The sequence below is a fragment of the Candidatus Paracaedibacter symbiosus genome (assembly GCF_000757605.1).
In the GTDB taxonomy this organism is placed as follows: domain Bacteria; phylum Pseudomonadota; class Alphaproteobacteria; order Paracaedibacterales; family Paracaedibacteraceae; genus Paracaedibacter_A; species Paracaedibacter_A symbiosus.
Genome location: NZ_JQAK01000005.1, coordinates 1 through 23,552 on the forward strand (window position 1 = coordinate 1; position 23,552 = coordinate 23,552).

The following is a 23,552-nucleotide window of genomic DNA, read 5'->3' on the forward strand; positions in this document are numbered from 1 at the left end:
TGAATCTTGGGGCTTTGCTGGCAAGCGGAGTTCTTTATTTACTTGCCTCAACATTAAGCAAAGAAGAAATTGTGAGTTGGGGTTGGCGGCTCCCTTTTTTGGCAGGGGGAATCCTAGGGATCTTACTCCTTATTGCCCGAAATGTGGTCCAGGAAACGCCGGTTTTTCAGTCTATTCAGGAAAGAAGCAAAAATCATAAGCCTCTCATGATCTTGTTGGACAATCATAAATTTTCTCTTTTAAAAGGTGCTGCCCTGACAGCATTTATGGCTGCTTTAACTATCACCAATCTCTACTTACCTTACTACCTTCCCAAATTCTTTGGATATGAATCAAAAGATGTCTATTTCGCCACAACCTTAAGCTTTATTTTTTCAGTCCTGGTTCTACCATTCGCAGGAATGATTGCAGACTTATTTCGCCATAAAACAACTCCCTTACGGTGGACTTGTGCTTCTTATATTGTTTTATCTTTACCCATTTTCTTGCTTTTATCGAAGGGAACAATGCTATTCTTGGTCACTTTTTTAATGATCCAACAACTTTTTATTGCTCTTTTTGTCTCTGCTTTTTTCCCCATTTTAATTCGTATTTTTTCACCTGAGGTAAGATACACAGGCATTGCTTTTTGTTACAACTTAACTTGGGCAACCATGGCAACACTTCCCATGGGACTAACAGCCATTCTCGACTTTTTTGCAAATCCTTGGGTCGTTCCCATCGTCTTGTCAGGTATTGCAGGACTGTCTTTAGTGGCAACGTGGGGTACAAAAGAGACGATTCTGGACTCTACAAATAATCGGGATGAAGAGGATCTCGTGAAATTGGAGCGAGTGGGATGAGTCTATTTTAAGGAGCTGAGAAAGAATTCTGGGCTGCATTATGCCTTTTTGGGGCTCAGCTGAGTTTTCGTTGTTTTTTTCTTTTCTATAAAATAATCCTACTGAAAAGCTAAAAAAATTATTTTTAAATTGCTTCTTCTAAGCCGTTGCACACATTCAGCATTGGCTCCAACAATTTCAGCATCTGACCATTTTTGAGAGACCATTCAAAAATTGGGGTTGCGACACGAGGTCTTTGTTGAGAGCTGTCCTGACAATGTAGCGAAGCATAGTAATGCAGGATAGGAGCCATGAGAGGAATATCCTCCTGAGAACCGAACTCGGGATAGAGCTAGGTAACTGATACAGATCTGTTGCAAATTTAAAGGGGTTTGGTAAAGTGGTCACTATTGTATCTCAAGGAGGCTATTTTAATGAAACCTCAAGACCTCCGATACAGGCATTTTCTCCCAACAATTATTCTGCAATGTATGAGATGGTACCTGCGGTATCCTATCAGCTATAGAAATCTTGAAGAAATGATGCTTGAGTGGGGCATTGATGTTGACCATACAACCCTTTACCGTTGGATTTAGCATTATGCACCTGAGTTTGAAAAGCGCATTCGTTGATATGCTAGATGTTTCTCTTGGTCATGGAGGGTTGACGAACCCTACGTCAAGCTACTTGGCGTTTACGCCTAAAGTGTACCTGCAAGGTGGCTTAATAAGTCAAAAATTGCCTATCTTTCAAATTTGCAACAGATCCCTATTTCTTATATATTGAAGCAAGGAGAAACACAGTTTAAAGAGATTGGACCTGGAACGGTTCTAACAGGTTTGGTGCGACGCATTAAGAATGAACAATAACTTATTAGCATTTACATACAAAACACCTCTCACTTTACAACATGGTAATGTGGAGTATGTAGCGGGTTTTTGTTTCAGCAAGCTTAATTTAGAGGAATTAAATGCAAATTATTCTGATTTCTTACTTGTTGAGGAGCAGAAGTGTTTTATGTCTCTTTACTACCCTAAAAGGCAGCATAGCTATCTTCTTGGCTGTTATTGCGCCAAGCAGTCCCTTACCCTTTATATGCAAAATAATCAACCAACGACATTATGGATTAAAAATGGAGTCTTTCAGCAGCCCATTGTTTATTCTCCTTTATTTTTAACACTCTTTTGGACGGTTAAAGAAGCCCTCTCTAAAGTTATTAAATGCGGTTTTACTATTCCAAGCGAATTGTTGGAGATAGGAGATATTCAACTTAAGGAAAATTATGTAGAAAGTAAATTTAAGAATTTTCAGCAATATCAAGCTTTATCTTTTTCAGTGGCTAACTATGTCTGTTCCATTGTTCACCCAAAAAATTCCGTTTTAACTTCCAATCCTTCAGCAATCAAAACAGCAATGACAGAGTTACCTATGCCCCAACCAAAATCTGACTTTGCTTCCAACAAACCAACAAATAAGGAACTCAGCATAATTTAAACCAGGATAATTAAAGTAACTCTTTTAAAAAGGACTTAAAAATGAATATGTTAAAAGCTTGCCAACTTAAAGAGCATCATAACAATGAGGAAACAGGGCGAAATTACCATTGTATGATTTTTGGGTTTCCCTCGTACGGCCATACTAATCCTTTGCTGTTGTTATCTGCAGAACTGGTCAAGTCAGGATATGAAGTGTCCTTCTATAATACAGACATGTTTAAGAAAGAAATTGAGAACACAGGTGCTGCATTCATTGATTACAAGAGCCCCGCGGCTGTTTTGGCTTCTCAGCCTATGGATTGTAAAACTCTTGATCTTGAAGGGCTATATGAGGAATTAAATCATATTTATGATGAAGTTTGGACCAATCTCCCTCGATTCACTGAACACTTAGATATCATAATTTATGATCAATTTGCTATTTGGGGAAAACGTTACGCAGAGAAAAATAATATCACATCCTTATGTTCTAACACCTATCTCCTTACTACCCCACATTACTGGAGAAGCAATTTCAAAATAGAAAAACTGAAAGAAAATGAACAATTATTAGAAGAGTTCATTAATTGTCTGTCAGGAAATTCAGCCAATGGAATCATTGTTTACACTCCTCAAGAGATGCAGATAGTGCAGCCATCAGCTGATGCAAAAAATATCTTCTTTCTTGGAAATAGGTTCGCTAGTCAATATCCTCCCAGCACAGCTAAATTTGGCAAAAAAGCTCTTATCTATATTTCTTTAGGTACTGTTTTTAATTGTGATATTGAATTATTAAAATCTCTGATAGACTACTTTGGCAATACTAAATATAATTTAATTATTTCTTCTGGAAATAATTTAAAAATATATGAGGAACTAAGCAAGTTAAAATTAAAACCTAACATACAAGTACATAAATTTATAGATCAACTAAAAGTATTACAAGAAGCATCATTATTTATAACGCATGGTGGGGGTAACAGCCTATATGAAAGCCTCTATTTCACTGTGCCTATGATTCTATTTCCACAAATGGAGGAGCAACATATTAATGCTCAAAAAATGGCAGAGTTAAATGTGGGCTATTACTTCCAAAAGGATGGGTTTTCAAAAGATCGAATGGATGAAGCGATGAATAATATCACACAAAATTGGGATATCTATAAAGAGTCCACAATGCTACTCAGAGAAGCAATAATCAGATCTTCAAATGCTCAAAAAGTTGTTGATCAAGTGAATAAGCTTTTAAGTAAGAATCAACGACCGCCGGCTAAAGCCGTCGCTATGTAATCAGCCTAAAGAGGCGAGCCTTCATTTGCTATATTTGGATCTATGCTACCATCTTAAATGTCAAGTAATTTTGGATTCCAAGGTTGTAAAGTCTTAAGCATAGCATTGAGAATCGTTAAGAGTTTGCGCATGCAGGCTGTAAGCGCAACCTTGGCAGCTTTGCCCTGTTTTCTTAACCGTTCATAAAAATGGTGAATCAATGGATTAAAGCTAATACAAACCAGAATCGGCATATAAAGAGCTTTGCGAACGCTCGACCTTCCTCCCTTTATAATCGCTTTTCCTCGTAACTGACCACTCTTACAAGCATAAGGAGCAAGATCAGCTAAAGAGGCAATTTGCTTGCGATTAAGGGACCCTAATTCTGGCAGATAACATAACAAAGAGGCAACAGTTTTATTGGCAATACCGGGGACTGTTTCCAAGCATTCTTTTTTCTGTCGAAACTTCTCATGGCTTTGGATGAGCTCTTCAATATGCTTATTTAAGCTTTTAATATCGTGTTTCAATTGCTCTATTTTTTGATTAAGAAGGGGTATCAGCCCCATTCGTGTAAAATGGTACGGTTTGAGATTAAACGAGAGAGTATTGCTCTGATAATAGTAGGGTAAAACCTATCTAATTTGGCCTCTTTATCCGTTCCTATTTATCTGCCTCTTTTTGGCGCTACATTATGAGAAGGTAATCATCTGATAGTAAAATATACGGTTTCGGAAAAGATTCAAACTCAAGACCATACCATTTACACGAATGGGGCTGATACCTCAAGTTGGATCGCTTGGGGCGAAATCTCAAGCATCTTGTCAATACAGTTGAAGATCTGAAAAATAAAGAAATAGGCTTTAGAGTTCTAAGGGGGCAGGGAGCCCAGATTGATACAACGACGCCGCACGGTAAACTTGTCTTTGGTATGTTTGCCGCTCTTGCAGAATTTGAACAAGAGTTAATTGTTGAGCGAACCAAGGCTGGCCTTGAGGCAGCACGGGCGCGTGGGAGAAAAGGGGGTCGTCCTCGAAAAATGGATATCCATCTCTTGAAAATGGCAATGGCAGCTATGTCAGATCGAAAAGCAGTTGCACAAGATATTGCTAAACGCCTCGGCATCACAACAACGACATTATATATGTATGTGAATGGTGATGGATCAGTTAAAGAACCAGGACAAAGATTGTTATCATCTGAACTTATTGCTTAAATATACATTAGCACGCCCTGTTGCGAAAACTATTAGTGATTAGAATTGTTTCTTGAAGGAAGGTTTTTAGGAGTTGTAAATTCCAAATTGTCTTTCAATAAGACAGACTTCGCCTATCATTCCGTCCGTAATATCATACCTTCATTTGCCCTTTTTTAAACATACGCATTAGCTCAAAACCCTTAAGTGTCGTATAAGCTGCTTTCATGGATTAAAATCCTAAGGTAGGCTCAATTAATCTCTTAAGTTTACCATGATCAGCCTCTTCCTTTTTAAGTTGCTGTTTGTTTTAATTAACTTGCAATTAAATTCTCAGGAATACAATTAATAAAAATGACTTATAGTTAATACTTAGGAAGAACAAAGAATGATAAAATTATTCCGCCCCCTTTTGGTTTGTTGCTTTTTGATTATTGGCGGGAGCTTTCTAAATCACGGGCAAGCAATGGAGCAAGACAAACCCCATGTTGACCCTACGCCTACCAAAGTTGTTCCGGCTTATGGAGGTGAGAAGCAGGAAGATTTTGAACAGGGAATACGCGTTGCTTCTTGCATATCCCTCGGGGGAGGATGCCTTGATCGTATTAATACTACTTTGAAGAGTGCTGACCAATTCGTTGTTTCTTTTATGTACCGATTTAATTCCCCAACGCTTATACGAACGCTGGAGGAGAAATATCTTGACTCTCAAAAAAGCGGACAGCCTATGCCTATTGTGGTTTTCCTAGATTATAATCAAACATATAACTCTTCTTTTGAAGGATCAAAATATATTAATTATGTGAAGCGATTAATGAATAGTATTCCTACCAGCCTGGTCAAATTAGGCAGCCGCTCCTTTCATCACAAAGTGACCATTTCCAAAAAACAAGGAGAACAAGCCATTGTTATTTTAGGTTCTGCCAATGCAACGTATGAATCAGATAATCAGCATTCGGAAGATGTTATCTTTGTCCAAAGCAACAAGCTAGCCGCATTTTATCTAGAAGAGTTTGAAAAGCTGTTTCGCCGGGATCCCTCAAAAAAATCGGTGGGGCAAGAATTTGAAGAACCTCAAGTAAAAATTTTTCATGAGCATCGCTTTCAACCTGAGGTTAGCAATATTGAGGCCCTTTCGAGAATGAGCAAGTTCTTGGCAGAAGAAGACCAGATAACTTTGGAAGGGCATGAAGGAGACATTACAACAGTGGCCCTTTCTACAGGTCATCCGGAAGAAGGAGGGAACCAAAGATGCTTAGAGGTAGTTACCCAGGCGCTAGGCAATCCTCGTAACAATGCTCTCTTTTTATTTGAAAACTATATCAGCCTGAACGAAGAATTGAAAAGCCAGGAAATATGGCAGCATTTAACCAGTAAGACCCCCAAATTTATTGTCGTGGAGGATAACAAGCATAATAGGGGAGAGAAAAATATACCCGACTCCGCATCAGAAGAAGATGAGGAACCTGAAGAGACAGCCATCATAGAAGACGAACTGGAAAAAAATGAAGGCGCTGCGGCTTTGGGCAGTAGAAATAACAAGGTTTTATTCTTTCGGCCATTTACGGGGCAGAAATTTCATCACAAGCTGATCCTACAATACTTTAAAAACAGGGATCCAATTGTTTATACAGGCTCTTTTCACATTTCTACCAGTGCCGTTAAGAAAAATTCGGAAACGATTATCGGTATTCGAAGTCAGGAGTTAGCAGATGATGTTTTGGCTTCCCTCTTACTCAATTCAGGCCTGGGAGAAAAACCGCAAAGTTGGAGATTTATTGCGGATAATCCTTATATAGCTAAAAAAATAGCTCCTTTATTTAGTGCAGAAACTGAATCATACCGGCAAACCCAATTATTGAAAGCCGCCGAGCAGATCTCCTTAAAAACGGACATCAATTTAAAAAGATATATGGATCGGTTAGATCGGATCCGTAGTGAAATATTAACAACTGCCTCTCATGCGGATGAGCAACAGGAAATCGAAAAATACTTTGATCATTATATAGGAAAATTTAAAGAAAATATAGGGAATGCTGAAGCACAGGTAGAAACCATTGAAGAATTAAAAACAATTATCTTTACGCAAGAAAATATTTATCTTATTTGGGAAGAATACTTAATGCAGCTAAAGAAAAAATCAAAGCCAAGTATAAAGGGTTTTTTTCGATGCCCGCCTATACTCCGTCTGAGCCTGAAGAATGGCTAAAAGAGATGAAAGGATGGCTGGAAGAAGAAATCGAACAAAACAAAAACAATAAGTTGAAAATCAAGGAAGAGTTGAACTCCCTAAAAAACCTGTATCATGCTTTAAATGATCTTAATGATTATGAAGAAACTCTTGGGGAGCTTTCTGCTTTAAGTGAAGAGCTAAATGAAGTTATTAAAAAAATTTCTTCTTAAAGATAGGAAAGCTCTTTGTCAGCTACAGCATAAAGCTGCAACCGTTTTAAAGAAACAGATAGTTTCAAGGAATAAACTGTGGGGAAGGATTATATTTTTGTTTTATTTTTCTTTGATTTGGGCGACTCATGCCTGAAAAAGCAACGCGCACATTTCTAAGCTTGGTATCTGCCAATAAAAGATTCACCACTTCATCAGTAATGTCTTCATTACGAGAAATATCCAATTCCCGTAGGTTAGGCATAGCTAGAAGTTGGGGGATTGAGCTATCGGAAATATGGGTAGCAGCAAGAGATAAGTATTCTAAGCTGGTTACAGAAGCAATATATGGGGTGGTTTCGTCTGTTATCCTGTTAGAGCTTAAATCTAACCTTTTCAAATGCTTGAAGTTGCCAATTTTTGTAAGATATGTATCATCAAGGTTACATGCCGTTAATGTAAGGCTTTGTACTAATGGATTAAATATTTTGGGCGAAACAGTTAACGCGTCGATATCACCTTGCTGATTAACCAAATATGATCCCTGTATGCTTATCACTTTATAGCGCTCTTCTTTTAGAGGCGTTAATTGAGAAAAGTAAAGTGGAACTCTTATAGTCAAGGTTTCTAGAGATTGAGAAGAATCCATTGGTTTTTCAAAAGATCGGACTACTTCTACGTGTGAAGGAACGGGCAAGCTTCGTTCAATTGCAGTGTCAGCAGCTCCGGCATATTGGGTGGCTAGTGCTGTCAGAGAAAAAGATAAGAATTTAAACATGTAAAGCGCCTTTATCTTTAAGTTTCAAGTTATCTGTTTCTATGATGTAGTTATCCTTCTCCCTTTTTTCAAGGTAAACTTTCTTATCATTTTAAATTAATTTTTATAATCGCTAAAATGGTTTAACACCCTAGCCTAGTATTCTTGTATTTGGTAACAGAGTTTATATGTAAACTCCCTGGTCCAATTTTTGGAGGGAAGACCACTTTTGAATGGTCTCCAAGTTGGACCGATTGGGGTGAAATCTCAAGCATCTTGTCAATACAGTTGAAGATCTAAAGAATAAGGACATAGGCTTTAGAGTTCTAACGGGGCAGGGAGCCCAGATTGATACAACAACGCCTCTCGGCATGGTCCTTTTTAGCATGTGCGCTGCTTTTTCTGAAATGGAACGGGAATTAATTCGAGAACGAGTTAGAGCTGGGCTAGATGCTGCTCATAAAAAAGGTAGGAAAGGAGGCAGACCAAGAGCCTTAACACCAGAAAAACTCTCAACTTTAATGTCCTTAACAAAAAATAATGAATTCTCAGTTAAAAAAATCTGTGAAATGGTAGAAATTACAAGATCAGTCTATTATAGGGCTCTTAAACAGAATAGCTAATTCATAGAAAGCACCCATTCCTCTGTGAGCTGCAGAAAATAAGGTGTTTCCAGGTTTTTTTAAATCCTTATGATAATCCTACGCTCAAATCCTAACACAACACCTCAAGGAGGTCTCAGGAAATTTCGCGACGATGGGCGCCCTGCTTAGGATTCCTTCAAGCGCGCACGCAAGAAATCGATGAAAAGCTGTGTTTTCGCCGGAAGCAGGCGCGTTTCGGTGATAGCGTAAACAGGGATAGGAGTGGTGCTCCACTGCGGCAACACTCGATGCAGTCGTCCCTATAATAGATAATATAACGAGAAAGAATTTCTAGGGAATTTTTTAACCTATTGATTTTAAAGTATAAATTCTTATATTTTTCAACAAAACTTGCTTGCTTTTTTAGGCTCTGGCTCAGCCCCTATTAAATTATCGTTTTGTGTTTTGCAGATCTGGCTCTTGCTCTGAGTTCGACATCAATATAACGATCAGTAATAGCCCCGGAGCTATGACCAGCATCATCTCGTACATGTTCCCTTGGGCGGCGCTTAACATCTTCAGATATGCCTGTGTGTCGCAACCAGTGCACGGTGGCCATACGAAGGCCATTGGCTTCTTCATGTTTACCCTCTGATTCAAGTAGCTCTGCTGCCTGATCGAAGCATTCTTGCACCAGATTCCGAATGGGACCATCATTCGTAATCGGCTTATTAGGGTTTTTAAGATGAGAGATTAAAGGTGTCTTTTCGTTAAGGGAGGGAAGGGGGGACAAGTTTAGATACTTCTCCCGATAGTGTTTTAAGGAGGTAAGCATAGCATCACTCACAGCAATTTGTCTGGCTTTATTGCCTTTTCCTATGGTTTTAAACCACCAATGTCCCTCAGCATCTTTAAAAAAATCACCCATGGTTGGGGTCCATCGTGGACTTGCAGCAAGTTCTGAGATGCGTAAATACATACCAAACAGACAAGAAAGGATAAAAACGGTTCTTTCATGGGAAGGGTTTTGAGCCGCTTTATCCTTGGCAACTTTAATGACGGTTTCCCATTGTTCATTGGATAATCGTCGGATCAGTTGAGTCTTGGCTTGTTTTTGTAAGAATTTACTTTTTTGCCGAATGAGAACAAGGGGGTTAACTTGAACGACTTGCTCTTGCAAAAGAAAGTTGTAGAAACTGCTCAATATATTAAACATGACCTTTAGGGCAGATTGAGAGAATTGGTATTTATCTTTATCGGGTGTAATTCCAACTTTATGGTCCTTTTTGCTGACATGAGCTTCAAAGGGACGCCATTCTGGGTTGGGAACTTTCTCACCCTTATCTTTTTTAAATCGTGCAACCTTTTTAAGGCTTATCCACCGCTTGGGTGGTTTCAAACAAAACTCAATAAAAGACTCAATATCTTCACGCTTATTCTTTAAGAAGGATTGTTGACACACAAACCAGCTCCACTGAAGAAGACGCTCCAAATCCCGTCTGTAAGCTCCAAATGTATCTGTACTTCCACGATAGCTGTATAAGAAATTCAAAGCCATTTGATAATCTTTAACAGCAAATGGTGGCAAAGTCACTTTAGTATGAGCAAAACAATGATCCAGCCATTGACTAATGATTTGATGAGGATTGTCATCGGCATAAATTGTTTTATATTGATCAATGACTTCTTCAAGGGTATCAAAAACAGGTATTGGAATATAGGAGTTTCTTGACATTTAAACGACACATCTTCATAACCTAGTAATCAAACTTACTCGTTTTTTATGAGAACAACAACAAAAAAGTAATCTCATGGCCAACAATGTGAAATGTGTGAAAGAGAAACAATAAGATACGTGCATTTTATGAAGCATAATGATCATGATCCGCTTGAGGTTGGATGCATTTGTGCTGGGCATATGGAAGGTGATTTAAATGCTGCTGAATCTAGAGATAGAGAGTTAAGAGCCAGAGCTAATCGCCGCTCTAATTGGCTATCCCTTTTAGGTTGGAAAGTATCAAAAAAAGAAAATGATTATCTCAGAACCCGTCCAAACATGACTGATGATGAGACACATTTTATTATTATAACTCAATCCCAATTTAGAGGCTATTCCGCTATAATCGATGGAAGCTATCTTAAGCTATGGTATGATAATAAAAATAGAGCAAAATTAGCAGCATTTGATTATCTTTGGCCCTCAAAAATGTCATTTAGCTAGCAACCAGTAGGCTTTTTAAAGTTACTTGCCTCTTTTCCTGGAAAACAGCGTTTTTAAGAGAGAGGTATTTTTGGCGCTAATGGTATGGCGTGAGCATTTAGATTAACTAACAAATAAGTTAATCTATCGGTGTTTATAAAATACTAATAATGAGGACTATACCATGACTATAACAATTCTCGGGATCGATATTGCTAAACGTGTCTTTCAACTTCATGGCGTAGATGCCAAAGGCAAGGTAATTCTAAAGAAGCGCGTTTCTCGTAATCAATTATTAAATTTTATTGCTAATCTTCCCCCATGCCTTATCGGGATGGAATCTTGCATTGGGGCTCATTATTGGGCGCGCCGATTTCAGACTTATGGACATGGGGTAAAATTAATCCCTCCTCAATATGTAAAACCTTATGTCAAAACCAAACATCGGTATCGTCAAAGAGTTGGTCAACAAAGGACAGCTTTGGTAAATCAAATTAGAGGACTCCTTAGCGAATATGGAATTGTGATTCCTCAAGGGATTACTTATCTACGTAAAAGGCTACCAGAAATTTTAGAAAATCAAGACAATCAGTTAACAACTCTGGCTCTTGAGATCTTTTATGATCTTCATCCGGAACTCTCGGCAATTGATGAGCGAGTAAAGCTGCTCGATAAACGTCTTTCCAAATTATGTGAACAGACTGAAGCGTGTCGAAAAATTAAACAAGTGGAGGGTATTAGTCCTCTTACAGCCACAGCTTTGGTCGCCGCTATTGGTGATGTGTCTAATTTTAAGAATGGCCGTTATTTAGCGGCTTGGTTAGGCCTTGTACCGCGTCAGTATTCCAGTGGAAATAGGCAAGTATTGTTAGGGATTAGTAAACGAGGGGATCGTTATTTAAGAACGCTTCTTATTCACGGTGCCCGCGCCTTTATTAGCTTGGCCAAGAGGAAATCTGCTTGGTTAGAAAACCTTGTCCAACGTTGCGGCAAACAGAAAGCATATGTCGCTTTAGCTAATAAAAATGCAAGGATTGTATGGGCTCTTCTTGCCAGACAAACAACATACCAATCAGCGCATTAAACAGGAAAACATAAGAAAACGCTAGACAAGTAAGAATGATTTACCAACGAGGTTTGCTAGAGTAAATAAATAGAGATGAATAATTGAGTCATACAGCTTCTTGAGATCCTGATTTGCAACACGGTTCATTGAGACCTTGGCACTGTAAAGGGCAAGAAGTGATCGGATACACCATCTGGCCTAGAAGAATAATCCTTCATAAAAGGGACGGAACCATATACGGATATATGTCTGCAATATTCTTTTTAAGTTTATCAATTTTTAGCTTACAATACGGATCGGTCCATATATGACGACACCGGTTCATTACTTTATAATTTTCCCTCGCGGTAAGATCTTAATTAGAATCAACACCAAAAAGCCTTTACTGTAAAATACAACTCCAAGTTGATTTTCCAAGCAATCGATCAAGCTCATTTTGAGCAGTATGGTCTCGGTATTTGTGAGATACAGGAGAGAGAGAACAAAAATTCATAGCTCCCTCATGCGAGACTCCCCCGCCCCTTAGCATTTCATAACTTAAATCGAACATGCACTGTGCTTCAACATTCTTCTTAGCAATAGCAATACTAAATGCCCTTAAAACCTCTTCATGGGATTGACCTACATTTTGCATATCTTCCAGCGTCCCCCTCAACATAGCTTTATCTTCAACATATCCTTGCTTTGCAGCAAGAGTACACCATTTAAGCCCCTCTTCGTATGACTGGGGCACACCATGTCCTTGTGCATGCATTAGCCCTACTGCATATTGAGCTGGGGCATACTTTTGCTCTGCAGCAAGGGTAGACCACTTCACAGCCTCTTCAAACGACTGGGGCACACCATGTCCCATAACATAACATCCTCCAAGCTCATATTGAGCTTGAGCATAGCCCTGATCAGCAGCAAGACGATACAACTTTGCAGCTTCTGTACGTGATTTATATATGCCTTGACGTTGGCCTGGTCCATCATCATACATCTTTCCAAGATGAAACTGACCAGGGGCAAATTTTTGAGCAGCAGACTTTTTAAACTGGTTTAGAGCTTTAGCATATTCTTCTTGATTATAATAGATTATGCCAATGTTAACCTGAGCATATGCAAATCCTTGATCAGCAGACTTCTTATGCCATCTTAAAGCTTCAGTACAATTTCCTTTCTTAGAATAGATTAAACCAAGATGATTCTGAGCAGAGGCAAGACCTTGAGCGGCAGCTAACTTACACCACTCTAAGGCTTTATCATATTTTTTTCTTTAATATATAATTCCCCTAGATTATCTTGAGCAATAACATCTCCTTGAGCGGCTGCTTTTTTTAAAGCTACTTTGTTAGGAAAGACTTCATTTTCCATTTCCATTGCATGAGAGCCGTACACAGAAGCGACAACAAAGAAACTTATAGAAGTTGTTAGACTCAGGAGCGTAGACATAAATATATTCCCTTTTATTATTATTTTTTCTAAAAAATTCTACATTGAATATTAGGAAGAACTTTACATTAAATATTAAGAATACTTTACAGGATGGTTTCTTATATGAGTCCTAAAAAGCAAGCAGGAGTATGCTTATCGAGAGTTAAGCTTGGCATTAAATGATAACGACCTTTTTCGGTTTAGTTGTCCTGTTTAAGAGATCTATAATAGACAGATCTTGTAATTCCAACCATTTCACAGATTTTTTTAAATCCTTATGATAATTCTACGCGCAAATCCTGGCACAATACCTTGAAGGTGAGACCATCCCAAACCTGGGGATGGTCTCACAACATATTGACCAACAGAAACACTATAGATACTATATGTAGTGTAATTATGGTGATTTTGGTTGAACAAGCCAAATCTTAAAAGGGAAACCGGGGTAATGCCATTTAAGACATTTACTAACCGGTGCTGCCCCCGCAACTGTAAGTGATAGCGTTTCTCCATCATATGTCACTGGATGAACTCTGGGAAGACAGGAATAACGCGATGATTCACCAAGCCAGGAGACCTGCCATAATGATGAACGTTTAACCCTCGGACGGGGTGTACCGAGTGCGAACTGGCATGGCCAGAACACTTTTTATCGCCCTCCAAAATGAAAGTTCTATTAAGGAGAAGCCCTTGAATAGAGCTAAGGAGAATCCTATGCAACGACTTTATGATTTTGACCAAAATGGGCATCTAGTGCCCCTACTCATCCATCCAAAAGTTATTAATTTTCCTAATAAAAAAACAGAAAAGCTACCTGTTGATTGGCGCCAGCCAGTAAGTAGCCAAGAGATTATTCAAGATCCTTCTCGTGATATCCTCTTAACCAATTTTGGCAAAGCCACTTTGGATGACCGCTATCTATTGCCGGGAGAAACCTATCAGGGAATGTTCGCTAGAGTATCCGCTGCTTTTGCAGATAATAAAGATCATGCTCAGCGCCTTTATGATTATATGTCAAAGCTATGGTTTATGCCGGCAACACCTATTTTGTCCAATGGAGGCGCCAAGCGTGGTTTGCCAATTTCCTGTTTTCTTAATTCTGTGAGTGACACCCTAGGTGGGATTGTCTCAGCTTGGACTGAAAACGTTGCCCTTGCTTCTCTTGGTGGCGGTATAGGTACCTATTGGGGCGAGGTCCGCTCGATTGGTGAAAAAATTGGGAGAGCCGGAAAAACATCAGGAGTTATCCCCTTTATTCATGTGATGGATGCCCTCACCCTTGCCATTAGCCAAGGATCGCTTCGTCGTGGATCTGCGGCTGTATACCTAGACATCCACCATCCTGAAATTGAAGAATTTTTAGAAATCCGCAAGCCTTCCGGTGACTTTAATCGCAAAAGCTTAAATCTAAACCATGGAATTGTCATTACGGATGAATTTATGGAGGCAGTTCTGGAGGATAAACTTTTTGGCCTTCGAAGCCCCAAAACAGGTGAAATTTTGCGACATGTCTCAGCGCGTGATCTCTTCCAACGGATTCTGGAAATCCGCTTACAAACGGGCGAGCCATATCTAATTTTTATTGATGCGGCCAATCGCGCTCTTTCCAAGCATCAGCGCGATTTGGGGCTAAAAATCACAATGTCAAATTTATGCAGTGAGATTTTTTTGCCCACTGGTACGGATCATTTAGGCCATCAACGCACTGCTGTTTGCTGCCTTTCCTCCATTAATGCCGAAAAGTGGGATGAATGGCATGAAGACAAAATCTTTATCGAAGATGTCATGCGATTCCTAGATAATGTCTTACAAAACTTCATTGAAAATGCGCCAGCTAGCATGGCTCAGGCGCGCTATTCAGCGATACGAGAACGCTCGGTGGGCCTTGGGTTGATGGGGTTTCACTCCCTCCTTCAATCTAAGCAAATTCCTTTTGAAAGTGCCCTTACCAAATCATGGAATTTACGCCTTTTCCGCCACATTCGCCGCAATGCTGATGCGGCCTCTGTCAAACTTGCTGAAGAACGCGGTCCCTGCCTTGATGCAAAAGAGCGCCATATTATGGCTAGGTTTAGTCATAAGCTCGCCATTGCTCCCACTGCCTCTATCAGCATTATTTGCGGAGGGACTAGCGCTTGCATTGAACCCATACCCGCCAATATCTACACACACAAAACCTTGTCTGGTTCCTTCACGGTAAAGAACCGTTATCTAGAAGCTTTATTGGAAGAAAAAGGCCTTAATACAGCCGCCATTTGGCAGTCAATCATTGAGAATGAAGGCTCTGTCCAGCATCTCAATTGCCTTAATGTGGAAGAAAAAGTCATCTTTAAAACAGCTTTTGAGATAGATCAGCGATGGATCATTGATTTTGCTGGGGATCGAACCCCTTTTATCTGCCAAGGCCAATCTTTAAATCTTTATCTTTCTTCTGACATTGATAAATGGGATTTGTTAATGCTGCATTGGAGTGCCTGGCAAAAAGGCTTAAAAAGCCTTTACTATCTCCGCTCCAAATCCATACAGCGCGCCCAATATGCGGGAGAGAGAAGTCCCCATCCCATGCAGAGCAGCGCTCTACGTAAAGATTATGAAGAATGCCTTGCTTGCCAATAAAAGATAGGATTACCCATGACTACTCAAAACCTCATTCACATAGACCCTCACACCCTTATCGGCCAAAATGTCTGCGGGCTACTTGATCCCACAGGCAGTTATAATGTAAGTCGTTATCCCTGGGCCTATGAGTATTGGAAACGCCAGCAACAAATCCATTGGATGGGCGAAGAAATCCCTTTGGGTGAAGATGTTAAGGATTGGCGATCAGATAAACTTAATGAAACTGAACGGCATCTATTAACCCAGATCTTCCGCTTTTTTACCCAATCGGATATTGAGGTAAGCGATAATTATTTCAAACGCTATATCCCCATTTTCCAGCCTCTTGAGATTCAAATGATGATGGCAGCCTTTAGTAATATTGAAACAGTACATATTGATGCTTATGCCCTCCTCCTCAAAACTTTAGGTATGCCCAGCACCGAATTCGAAGCTTTTAACGACTATGCGGCCATGCGTGATAAGTCTGATTATATGCACAGCTTTGGCACCCAAACTTGTGCTGATGTGGCGCGCACCCTGGCAATGTTTGGCGCCTTTACCGAAGGAATGGCTTTGTTTGCTAGCTTTGCCATGCTGCTGCACTTTCCCCGGTTTAATAAAATGAAAGGAATGGGGCAAATTGTGTCCTGGTCAGTGCGCGATGAAAGTTTGCATTGTGAAGCCATGATTCGCCTGTATCATGAGTGGAGCCAGGAAACTCAATCTGTGACTAAAGCTGTAGCCGATGATATTATTGATGTGGCGAAAACTATGGTAAATCTGGAAGATAAATTTGTAGATCTTGCCTTTTCCCTTGGTAATCTTGATGGTATGCAGGCTGAGGATATTAAGGCCTATGTTCGTTATATCGCCGATTGGCGCTTAACCCAGCTTAACCTTACACCAATTTATGGCTATTTTGAAACTGTTTCAGGGGCATATCAACAGCGTCGTCTCCACCCTCTTCCTTGGCTCACAGAAATTCTCAATGGCGTTGAGCATGCCAACTTTTTTGAGCAACGCGCAACTGAATACTCCAAAGCTGCAACAAAAGGCCAATGGGAAGGTGAAACTGGAGTCTGGAAGCTATTTGATAAAAAACGCTAAGCAAAAATTAACCGCTAATCTAATAATATAGTCTTTCAACAAGAGAAATTGCCAAGGTTCTTGGCTACACAAATCATATTGCGGCCCTGTTGCAAAAACTATGGAAGATTAGCATCGTTTCTTGATGGAAGGTTTTTAGTAAGGGTCCCGGCCGTTTTCGTACTAAAAGTCACGCTTGTATCTTGACAATACCTCCACATACCCAAGATTCGGTACGTGATGTGTTGGGTTGACACTTTCACGGTGGCTGCTCTTGCAGCCACTAGCAAACAAGCGTCTCGTGGCGCACACTAGCAATGAGTTGTAGAGCTTCCCTTGTCAGGCAGCTCTTATCCTTAAGTTCACCTGATAATACAGGTTGTCCTCTTCTTTATTCAAGGGAGGACAGCTCTCAACAAAGAATTCATGTCGCAACCACAAAGTTTGAATGGCCTCCCCTAGCAAGGAGGATATCTCTTATCCTTAATAAAGACTGCTATGCGTTGATTTAATTTTTTAACTTTTTCGCTTCTAAATTTGCAACGGAACCAGATAGTGTCACTTTATAAGTAATATATTTTAACTCACTTAAAGGGTAAAAAAGTGACTTAATCTATAAGTTCTTCTACATTTATTCTGAAAGTTTAAGGCAAATAAGAGATAACTATCATCTGCTTTCTTAAATGCACCGGACCCATTTTACAACCTTAGCAGCTTGGCAATGCTTTGCATTTCCATCAGCCCCGTTTAAAATACTTATAATTTTCACTTCGTAAAATTGCGTAAATAATATTACAAAAAATTCAATCGGTTTAATCGGTTAATCTTAAAACCTTCAATACAATAAGAATAAGGAACATACATAGATGAAACTACTAATATTAGTATTAGCATCGGTTTGTTACTTCTTACCAACCTCTGTAACCCAAGCTACATTATTTGGTGACGAGAATTTAATGAATGAAGCTCGTTCAAAAACGCCACAAGGATCTTACTTACTAAGAGCCGTGAAGCCAGGAACCTCAGACAGATCTGTTGATGGAAGCTCAGTGGTGATTGAAACCGAAAATGGTTGGCGCTTTGGCTTAACAGTTGCCCATGCTTTAGAACCACAAGAAGGAGAAAGTATTGGTTTACTTATTAATGAAGACAAAATTACACATGGAGGTAAAACTGTTATATTCGCTAATCATCAAGAAGTAAGCCACTTTCAAAAGCATCCTTCTTACGACCCAAAAAAATCATGGGAGGAACAAGTAAAATTTGACATCGGTATTTTCTCGCTAAAACGTAAGCATGCAGCAAGATTACCGCATAAATTCAATGGCAACATATATGAAGAGCCCCTCACACCAGGAAATAAATATGAAGCAATCCATTGCTCGTATGGTCCATCCTTCGATAATGGTTTAACGTCTTTTATGAAAAACACTTATCATGAGGCACCAATCACCACTACTTATGATGCTCGAGGATTTTTTTACCAAGTCATCGAATCAAGAGATTTTTATTTTCTTCTATCCAAGAATGCAGACAATAAACTTGAGTGGTATTGTAACGTACTACCCAATCCTGGTGAGATTAGCTCTGTAAAAGGAGATAGTGGTGGTCTGCTCCGTACTGTAGATGGGAAAGCTTTGGCGTTGAGTTCTGGTACAAGCTGGAAAAAATTTTATAAGAAAAACCCTGTCCTTGCTGGGCAGCTAAATAACCTAAAAGAGATGGCCATTTCCATAAATGATGAGGAAGCTCTATTGCAGCAAATTCATACATCTGTTGCAGATGTGCAAAAAACCAAAAAGCTTGAGCTTGAGGATGGTAGAATACTATATCGCTTTACCTTACAGGAGCATTTACCACTCATTAAAGCTGTAAATTACTTCACTGCGCTACCCATCCATAAGAAGTTTATTGAAATATTTGCCAACGAGAATAAGTGGCAAATTTATACAAATCTTCCTGGAAATCCCCTTTATCAGCAACTAAAAGCACCGTTAAAGTTTCTTAATCAAGATAGGTTTGACAGACTATTAGAAGGTATAGAAAACGCACAATTATTAATAGTATTAAGCCAAAAAGCAATAAAAGATTTTATAGAAAGAATGGCTAATAAAACCAATCTTGACCAACAACCCACCATTGAAGAACAGCAAGAGCAAGAAAATATCAACCTAAAACGCCAATCCTGCGAGGAAGCCCTAGCAGATGCGAAACATGCAGCCATAATTTATGAAATGATATTACAAGAAAAAGATCTCTCAACATGGTGGAATGACAATAAACATCGAATGCGAGAGGAGAGCTTTCATCCTACTGCAGAAGAGAGTATCGTTGTCGAGAAACTGATTTCCTTGGTTAACAAACTTGAGCCTTTAACACAGTCCTTAAGTCCAAGATTTTTACGGTGGTGCGGGTTTTAGGATCATACTAGTTCTTGTTTTGTTGAAAGCAAGCTAAAATGAGTTAGGGACGGCTTTGATGGCATGGCGTGAGCATTTAGATTAACAACAAATAAGTTAATTTATCAGTGTCCGTAAAAACATTAATAATAAGGACCATACCATCAGAGCCCTGGAGTCGAGTAAGCAGCATCCCTAGATTGCTCCAGGGATACTCCTCTAAGAACGGAGCGGGCCATTTTCACGGCACTCCGCTCAAGCCTTCAAAGGCTGAATGGTTTTCAACCCGGTCAGCTCAGTGTCGTAACTGAGTTTACAATGGCGTTGCTTTTCCTGTTCTCTCTTTACAAAGTATTCCTTGTAAAAAGGGTCAAAAGGATTAGCTTTGGCGACAATTTTAATGTGACGGCAAATCTTGGTGTCTATTGCGCGTTTTAGGAAGAGGGTTTTCTTCTTCCCTTCTTTATACTTTATCAGACAATAGAAACGCCAATTATCGCCCTTATGGCTCTTCCAGTAGTGTTTCATAATCCACTTTATGCCTTTTCGGGAGTGCCTTTTGAGCGCCCACCGTTTGTGAGGGCCTGAAAGAGTTCATGGTCGAATTGAGCGAAGACTTTCGATGCCACGACACACCGATAATAGTTTGTCCAACCCGTTATCTTTTCATTTAACGCGTAGATCAACTTGTCGGTGGGCAGCGCGATTCCCCTTTTGATCAAACATCTGAGTTCTTGTCGGAACTGCTTTATGTTTGCCTTGGAGGGTTTCGTGAAGACGCGTCCATTCTTGTATTTTCGTATGTTAAATCCAAGAAAATCGAATCCGTCCTCAATCGAGATGATCTTTGTCTTCTCGAGCGATAACTCAAGTCCCACCGTTTTAAGAGCTTCCACTAACTTTGGTTGCCGCCGTGACAATAAGGTGAGTCAGCATCGGGAACTTCCCCCAATGCTGCTCGCAGAACGGTGCATGAACCTCTCGACTCACACCGCTCCCATTATCTAACCGGTGATCCAAGACCTAATCTCCAGTGAACAAATAATCCAGACTCGCGTTTTCTTACACGACCCAGCCAATTCCTTGCTCTGTGTCTATGCCTTTGGAATCTTTTGTATTTCCTCATAACCCATCGGATCAGATAACGCTCTATGTTACGCAAAAATGGATACATGGCCGATTTGTAGTATCGTCCATAGTAATTTACCCATCCTTGTACATAGGCATTGAACATCCTTGCTAGGTCATCAATGTTCTTGTCACTTCGCAGATGAATCTTCCAACTTCGGATTTCTTTTCTAATCCGATTTGCAGCTTCTTTGCTAATCGCGGGCGTAAAGTTTACAAAGCCCTTCCCCATCTTGTTCTTTGACAGACGAGGACGAAATGTGTACCCAAGAAAATCAAAACTTTCGTGCTCGTAAGAGCCCTTGCGATCCGAATCCTTACAATACACAATCTTTGTCTTCTCTGGATGTAACTCAAGACCACATTCTTTCAATCTGTTCCTGATTCCCTCCAGCACCTTTTCCGCTTGCTTTAGCGAACTACAGTGCGCCAAAATATCATCTGCAAAACGCTCATACTTTACATTAGGAAAGTATCTCCTCATCCACTCATCAAACGCATGATGCATGAATATATTGGCTAGCAAAGGGCTAGCAACTCCCCCTTGGGGAGTGCCTTTCTCCCTTTTGATCAGTTCTCCATCTTCTGTTTGTAAAGGGGCTTTTAGCCATCTCTCAATGTAAAGATGAATCCACTTCTCCTTTGTATGGAATTTTATTGCTTTCATCATCAATGAATGATCTAAGTTATCAAAGAAGCCTTTGATATCCAGATCAATACACCAATCCTGCCGCCAACAACGCTTCCTGGCTACTCCTACCGCATCCAATGCTGATCTCCCAGGACGATATCCATAAGAATCTTCATGGAACTTCGGTTCGACTATATTTTCCAAGTAGCTCTTAACAACTGCTTGTGCAATTCGATCCGAAACGGTCGGAATTCCTAATAAACGCTTACTGCCGTCAGATTTCGGTATTTCCACTGCCCTCACTGGTGGAGGAAAGTAGGTACCCGATGACATTCGATTCCATAACTTATAAAGGTTATCCTTTAAGTTTAATTCGAAATCTTCAATAGATTCTTCATCAACCCCAAAGGCCCCTTTGTTCGCCTTAACTCTTTCCCAAGCGGCCATTACGCTTTGCTTGGAAATACAAAATGGTTTCGTCTTACTCACTTCGTTCCTTCCATCTTCATGGTTGACTCAATAGTAAAACCAGATAACTCGACCCCTTCGCTCCATTAGCTTTCACTAACTTCCTCACTAATACGAGTCAATCCGCCCCTGTGCTCTGCTTTGGTACTCTAATCCTTGTGGGGCTTCCACTTGGATGTCTCCCTTTGCATCAGAGCACAAGTTCCCACGTTCCATATAAGAGCCTGAGTCAAGTTCATGCCACCTCTATGCCGGAGACCACTTAGCCAGTAAACAGGTTTCCGCTAAGCTTATCCCGAGTTAACGACTCCCCCTCGGTTTTGATCTCATCGATACGCTTTCGACACTTCAGCAGTGGTTTAATCGCTTCATCTCCTTGATTCTTACCTGATATCTTGCAAGATACCTTTTCTCTAACGCTCACCACCCTGGCTTTTGACCAGCGCAGCTTAGAGTGGTTTGAAGCCTCTTCCTGCAAAGCGGCTTCGGAGGGCCTACCTCCATCTCTCATACAGTTGCACACAAATTCAAATCATACTTCTGGCTTCATACAATCCTTCTTTGTGCTCGTGGCACACTATCGTCAGCATAACGGACAAATTTAACACAGGGTATTTCTTTATCCAGCCACCAATCAAAGACCTCATCAAGATATAAGTTTGCTAGTAAAGGACTCATGACCCCGCCTTGCGGCGTTCCTTGAGTTCTTTTCATTACTTCTCCTTTTTCATCTTGTGTAGATGCTTTTAACCAGCGCTTAATATAGAGCTTTGCCCATTTCTCCTCAATTCTTCTTTCCACAATTTCCATCATTTGTTCATGAGGGATTGAGTCAAAGAAGTTTTGAATGTCTAGGTCAATAACCCAGGCGTAATCCCAGTTCCTCTTCCGTACTGTCCCGATAGCATCGTGGGCGGAACGATTAGGTCGGTAGCCAAAAGAATCCGAATGAAATGTTGATTCTAATTTAGCTTCTATCTTCTCTTTCACGACCATTTGCGCTACCCTATCCATTACTGTTGGGATTCCCAGGATACGCTCTTTTCCTCCCTGCTTTGGAATGGACACCTTTTTAACAGGGCTAGCCATATAGCTTCCAGAACTCATTCGATTCCACAGCTTATATAGGTGATTCTTATAATCTGCTTCAATCTCCTGAATACTTAAGCCATCACAGCCTGCTGCCCCCTTATTTTGTCGCACCTTAAGCCAGGCGTGATAAACTAACCGTTTTTCAATCTGATACACTTTTGTCATTGTTTATTTACATCCTCTTGTTTCCAATTGTGTAAACTCCCTATTATGACTCAATAAGTTCCCCCCTTCGCTCCTCATCCATTACAGACGACTCATCACTACTACAGGTTCTTCCGCCCCTGAGTTCTCTTAACACCACGTCTTTCGACCGTTAGCTGGCGTTGCTTTCCCTGGTGTAAAGGCTCAGGTTCCCAAGTTCCTTGAGTAAGCCTAACTTTAGGTCATGCTACCTATGTACCGGATGTCACTTGGTCAGAACTCACCATACCCACCAAGCCTTGCTCTCAATTACCGTGACAACTAATTGATTTCGACATCAACTTACGTTTTCGATACTTTAAATACGGCAGTTCACTTTCGTTCATCTCCATAAAGTCTTACATGGCACTTAACTATGCCTTTTCCTTAACGCTCACCACCACTGGTCTTAACTAGCAGCAGCTTAAGGTTGTTTGAAACCCCTGGGTGATCAGTGGTTCCGGAGGGCCTCTCCTCCATCTTACCCAAAGCACGAAACACAAAGCCTTGTATTTCTTCTTGGCACACGTCACGCTCTTGGCGTAAAATCTCATTCTCACGCCTTAGCTGTCTCAATTCTTGCTCTTCTTTATAATTCTTCCCAGAAAAAGCCTGTGTTTGATTAGCCTTATAGGCTTTTATCCAGTTATGGAGACTAGCCTTGCTAAGGCCTAAGTCATCACTCACTGAGTTAATGGAGCGACCTTCCTGCAAAACAAACTTTACAGCGCCTAGCTTAAACTCTTGGTCGTAAAATCTTTTTTGTGTCATTTTTTCACCTCATCTTTAACATTGATTA

23 protein-coding genes, 6 pseudogenes and 1 riboswitch are annotated in these 23,552 nt (G+C 40.2%); of the genes and pseudogenes, 13 read left to right on the forward strand and 16 right to left on the reverse strand.

What is annotated here, in order from left to right; genetic code table 11:
• A partial coding sequence (locus IG80_RS15840; protein WP_032113933.1) for an MFS transporter occupies window positions 1-842 on the forward strand: 842 nt, incomplete at its 5' end.
• Window positions 843-966: 124 nt separating this feature from the next.
• Here IG80_RS15840 and IG80_RS15265 read toward each other — a convergent pair.
• Window positions 967-1,134 carry a hypothetical protein gene (locus tag IG80_RS15265; RefSeq protein WP_156962172.1) on the reverse strand — a complete coding sequence of 56 codons (168 nt, stop codon included), beginning with the start codon at window positions 1,132-1,134 and terminating at the stop codon, window positions 967-969.
• A gap of 121 nt (window positions 1,135-1,255) precedes the next feature.
• Between IG80_RS15265 and IG80_RS16910 the strand changes: the two are divergent.
• The 3 genes and pseudogenes from IG80_RS16910 to IG80_RS0109995 all read left to right on the forward strand — a co-directional run.
• Window positions 1,256-1,513: pseudogene (locus tag IG80_RS16910) on the forward strand (IS6 family transposase); the annotation flags it as partial.
• A gap of 166 nt (window positions 1,514-1,679) precedes the next feature.
• Window positions 1,680-2,315, forward strand: coding sequence for a 4'-phosphopantetheinyl transferase superfamily protein (locus IG80_RS0109990; protein WP_032113934.1), 636 nt, complete (start codon window positions 1,680-1,682; stop codon window positions 2,313-2,315).
• 41 nt (window positions 2,316-2,356) lie between these two features.
• Window positions 2,357-3,586 (forward strand): glycosyltransferase, encoded by a 1,230-nt coding sequence (locus tag IG80_RS0109995; RefSeq protein WP_032113935.1) that lies wholly within the window; start codon window positions 2,357-2,359, stop codon window positions 3,584-3,586.
• Window positions 3,587-3,639: 53 nt separating this feature from the next.
• On the opposite strand, the gene IG80_RS0110000 is transcribed toward IG80_RS0109995, so the two are convergent.
• Window positions 3,640-4,095 carry an IS110 family transposase gene (locus IG80_RS0110000; RefSeq protein WP_052046343.1) on the reverse strand — a complete coding sequence of 152 codons (456 nt, stop codon included), beginning with the start codon at window positions 4,093-4,095 and terminating at the stop codon, window positions 3,640-3,642.
• 257 nt (window positions 4,096-4,352) lie between these two features.
• Here IG80_RS0110000 and IG80_RS0110005 point away from each other — a divergent pair.
• Window positions 4,353-4,781, forward strand: a pseudogene (locus IG80_RS0110005) (recombinase family protein); the annotation flags it as partial.
• Window positions 4,782-4,847: 66 nt separating this feature from the next.
• Here the strand turns inward: IG80_RS0110005 and IG80_RS16915 are convergent.
• A pseudogene (locus IG80_RS16915) lies at window positions 4,848-5,046 on the reverse strand (IS6 family transposase); the annotation flags it as partial.
• 102 nt (window positions 5,047-5,148) lie between these two features.
• Here IG80_RS16915 and IG80_RS0110010 point away from each other — a divergent pair.
• Together IG80_RS0110010 and IG80_RS0110015 are read left to right on the forward strand one after the other, a co-directional pair.
• Window positions 5,149-6,969, forward strand: a complete 1,821-nt coding sequence (locus IG80_RS0110010; protein WP_032113936.1) for a phospholipase D-like domain-containing protein — start codon at window positions 5,149-5,151, stop codon at window positions 6,967-6,969.
• Complete coding sequence (locus tag IG80_RS0110015) at window positions 6,930-7,163, forward strand: hypothetical protein (RefSeq protein ID WP_156962174.1); 234 nt, start codon at window positions 6,930-6,932, stop codon at window positions 7,161-7,163. Before IG80_RS0110010 ends, IG80_RS0110015 begins: the two co-directional genes overlap by 40 nt.
• A 64-nt stretch (window positions 7,164-7,227) precedes the next feature.
• Here IG80_RS0110015 and IG80_RS0110020 read toward each other — a convergent pair whose 3' ends face one another.
• Window positions 7,228-7,920 carry a leucine-rich repeat domain-containing protein gene (locus IG80_RS0110020; RefSeq protein ID WP_032113938.1) on the reverse strand — a complete coding sequence of 231 codons (693 nt, stop codon included), beginning with the start codon at window positions 7,918-7,920 and terminating at the stop codon, window positions 7,228-7,230.
• Between the two features lie 254 nt (window positions 7,921-8,174).
• Here IG80_RS0110020 and IG80_RS16920 point away from each other — a divergent pair.
• Window positions 8,175-8,522: pseudogene (locus IG80_RS16920) on the forward strand (recombinase family protein); the annotation flags it as partial.
• A gap of 146 nt (window positions 8,523-8,668) precedes the next feature.
• Here the strand turns inward: IG80_RS16920 and IG80_RS16925 are convergent.
• Window positions 8,669-8,803 (reverse strand): annotated as a pseudogene (locus IG80_RS16925) (LysR family transcriptional regulator); the annotation flags it as partial.
• Window positions 8,804-8,928: 125 nt separating this feature from the next.
• Window positions 8,929-10,218 (reverse strand): tyrosine-type recombinase/integrase, encoded by a 1,290-nt coding sequence (locus IG80_RS0110030; RefSeq protein ID WP_084756393.1) that lies wholly within the window; start codon window positions 10,216-10,218, stop codon window positions 8,929-8,931.
• Between the two features lie 129 nt (window positions 10,219-10,347).
• Between IG80_RS0110030 and IG80_RS0110035 the strand changes: the two genes are divergently transcribed.
• Window positions 10,348-10,704: a hypothetical protein gene (locus IG80_RS0110035; protein WP_052046345.1), complete on the forward strand. Its 357-nt coding sequence runs from the start codon at window positions 10,348-10,350 to the stop codon at window positions 10,702-10,704.
• A gap of 163 nt (window positions 10,705-10,867) precedes the next feature.
• Window positions 10,868-11,767 (forward strand): IS110 family RNA-guided transposase, encoded by a 900-nt coding sequence (locus IG80_RS0110040; RefSeq protein WP_032113939.1) that lies wholly within the window; start codon window positions 10,868-10,870, stop codon window positions 11,765-11,767.
• A gap of 364 nt (window positions 11,768-12,131) precedes the next feature.
• Here IG80_RS0110040 and IG80_RS16930 read toward each other — a convergent pair whose 3' ends face one another.
• The 3 genes and pseudogenes from IG80_RS16930 to IG80_RS13500 form a co-directional block, all read right to left on the reverse strand.
• Window positions 12,132-12,566: a tetratricopeptide repeat protein gene (locus IG80_RS16930; protein WP_420887388.1), complete on the reverse strand. Its 435-nt coding sequence runs from the start codon at window positions 12,564-12,566 to the stop codon at window positions 12,132-12,134.
• A pseudogene (locus IG80_RS16935) lies at window positions 12,546-12,941 on the reverse strand (tetratricopeptide repeat protein); the annotation flags it as partial. The pseudogene IG80_RS16935 and the gene IG80_RS16930, both read right to left, overlap by 21 nt.
• Before the next feature lie 41 nt (window positions 12,942-12,982).
• On the reverse strand, window positions 12,983-13,183 hold the full coding sequence (locus IG80_RS13500) for a hypothetical protein (protein WP_052046347.1): 201 nt from the start codon (window positions 13,181-13,183) through the stop codon (window positions 12,983-12,985).
• 365 nt (window positions 13,184-13,548) lie between these two features.
• A riboswitch (cobalamin riboswitch) is annotated at window positions 13,549-13,764 on the forward strand.
• 91 nt (window positions 13,765-13,855) lie between these two features.
• On the opposite strand from IG80_RS13500, the gene IG80_RS0110050 reads away from it, so the two are divergent.
• The 3 genes from IG80_RS0110050 (at window position 13,856) to IG80_RS0110060 (ending at window position 19,272) form a co-directional block, all read left to right on the forward strand.
• Window positions 13,856-15,781: a ribonucleoside-diphosphate reductase subunit alpha gene (locus IG80_RS0110050; RefSeq protein ID WP_198027362.1), complete on the forward strand. Its 1,926-nt coding sequence runs from the start codon at window positions 13,856-13,858 to the stop codon at window positions 15,779-15,781.
• Between the two features lie 15 nt (window positions 15,782-15,796).
• A complete protein-coding gene (locus IG80_RS0110055; RefSeq protein WP_032113941.1) occupies window positions 15,797-16,873 on the forward strand; it encodes a ribonucleotide-diphosphate reductase subunit beta in 1,077 nt (358 codons plus the stop codon).
• A gap of 845 nt (window positions 16,874-17,718) precedes the next feature.
• Window positions 17,719-19,272 (forward strand): hypothetical protein, encoded by a 1,554-nt coding sequence (locus IG80_RS0110060; protein ID WP_156962175.1) that lies wholly within the window; start codon window positions 17,719-17,721, stop codon window positions 19,270-19,272.
• A 234-nt stretch (window positions 19,273-19,506) separates the two neighbouring features.
• Here IG80_RS0110060 and IG80_RS13505 read toward each other — a convergent pair whose 3' ends face one another.
• The 7 genes from IG80_RS13505 to IG80_RS0110085 form a co-directional block, all read right to left on the reverse strand.
• A complete protein-coding gene (locus IG80_RS13505; RefSeq protein WP_052046348.1) occupies window positions 19,507-19,779 on the reverse strand; it encodes a hypothetical protein in 273 nt (90 codons plus the stop codon).
• A gap of 8 nt (window positions 19,780-19,787) precedes the next feature.
• A complete protein-coding gene (locus tag IG80_RS16940) occupies window positions 19,788-20,147 on the reverse strand; it encodes a group II intron maturase-specific domain-containing protein (RefSeq protein ID WP_420887387.1) in 360 nt (119 codons plus the stop codon).
• Window positions 20,134-20,271: a hypothetical protein gene (locus tag IG80_RS15845; RefSeq protein ID WP_198027364.1), complete on the reverse strand. Its 138-nt coding sequence runs from the start codon at window positions 20,269-20,271 to the stop codon at window positions 20,134-20,136. Before IG80_RS15845 ends, IG80_RS16940 begins: the two co-directional genes overlap by 14 nt.
• Window positions 20,252-21,457: a group II intron reverse transcriptase/maturase gene (gene ltrA, locus IG80_RS0110070; protein ID WP_156962095.1), complete on the reverse strand. Its 1,206-nt coding sequence runs from the start codon at window positions 21,455-21,457 to the stop codon at window positions 20,252-20,254. Before ltrA (IG80_RS0110070) ends, IG80_RS15845 begins: the two co-directional genes overlap by 20 nt.
• 283 nt (window positions 21,458-21,740) lie before the next feature.
• The gene (locus IG80_RS0110075) at window positions 21,741-21,989 is read right to left on the reverse strand and encodes a hypothetical protein (RefSeq protein ID WP_032113179.1); all 249 of its coding nucleotides are present in this window, start codon (window positions 21,987-21,989) and stop codon (window positions 21,741-21,743) included.
• A 35-nt stretch (window positions 21,990-22,024) separates the two neighbouring features.
• On the reverse strand, window positions 22,025-22,735 hold the full coding sequence (gene ltrA, locus IG80_RS0110080; RefSeq protein ID WP_052046350.1) for a group II intron reverse transcriptase/maturase: 711 nt from the start codon (window positions 22,733-22,735) through the stop codon (window positions 22,025-22,027).
• Window positions 22,736-23,140: 405 nt separating this feature from the next.
• Window positions 23,141-23,524, reverse strand: coding sequence for a transposase (locus IG80_RS0110085; protein ID WP_052046351.1), 384 nt, complete (start codon window positions 23,522-23,524; stop codon window positions 23,141-23,143).
• Window positions 23,525-23,552: the final 28 nt, after the last annotated feature.

Coding starts and splice junctions, on each gene's coding strand:
- IG80_RS15265 (WP_156962172.1), bottom strand. CDS start 1,134: ATGGCTCCTATCCTGCATTACTATGCTTCGCTACATTGTCAGGACAGC.
- IG80_RS0109995 (WP_032113935.1), top strand. CDS start 2,357: ATGAATATGTTAAAAGCTTGCCAACTTAAAGAGCATCATAACAATGAG.
- IG80_RS0110020 (WP_032113938.1), bottom strand. CDS start 7,920: ATGTTTAAATTCTTATCTTTTTCTCTGACAGCACTAGCCACCCAATAT.
- IG80_RS0110030 (WP_084756393.1), bottom strand. CDS start 10,218: ATGTCAAGAAACTCCTATATTCCAATACCTGTTTTTGATACCCTTGAA.
- ltrA (WP_052046350.1), bottom strand. CDS start 22,735: ATGACAAAAGTGTATCAGATTGAAAAACGGTTAGTTTATCACGCCTGG.
- IG80_RS0110060 (WP_156962175.1), top strand. CDS start 17,719: ATGAAACTACTAATATTAGTATTAGCATCGGTTTGTTACTTCTTACCA.
- IG80_RS0110085 (WP_052046351.1), bottom strand. CDS start 23,524: ATGACACAAAAAAGATTTTACGACCAAGAGTTTAAGCTAGGCGCTGTA.
- ltrA (WP_156962095.1), bottom strand. CDS start 21,457: ATGGCCGCTTGGGAAAGAGTTAAGGCGAACAAAGGGGCCTTTGGGGTT.
- IG80_RS0110055 (WP_032113941.1), top strand. CDS start 15,797: ATGACTACTCAAAACCTCATTCACATAGACCCTCACACCCTTATCGGC.
- IG80_RS13500 (WP_052046347.1), bottom strand. CDS start 13,183: ATGTCTACGCTCCTGAGTCTAACAACTTCTATAAGTTTCTTTGTTGTC.
- IG80_RS0109990 (WP_032113934.1), top strand. CDS start 1,680: ATGAACAATAACTTATTAGCATTTACATACAAAACACCTCTCACTTTA.
- IG80_RS0110015 (WP_156962174.1), top strand. CDS start 6,930: ATGCCCGCCTATACTCCGTCTGAGCCTGAAGAATGGCTAAAAGAGATG.
- IG80_RS0110075 (WP_032113179.1), bottom strand. CDS start 21,989: ATGAGAGATGGAGGTAGGCCCTCCGAAGCCGCTTTGCAGGAAGAGGCT.
- IG80_RS0110035 (WP_052046345.1), top strand. CDS start 10,348: ATGAAGCATAATGATCATGATCCGCTTGAGGTTGGATGCATTTGTGCT.
- IG80_RS0110010 (WP_032113936.1), top strand. CDS start 5,149: ATGATAAAATTATTCCGCCCCCTTTTGGTTTGTTGCTTTTTGATTATT.
- IG80_RS0110040 (WP_032113939.1), top strand. CDS start 10,868: ATGACTATAACAATTCTCGGGATCGATATTGCTAAACGTGTCTTTCAA.
- IG80_RS13505 (WP_052046348.1), bottom strand. CDS start 19,779: ATGAAACACTACTGGAAGAGCCATAAGGGCGATAATTGGCGTTTCTAT.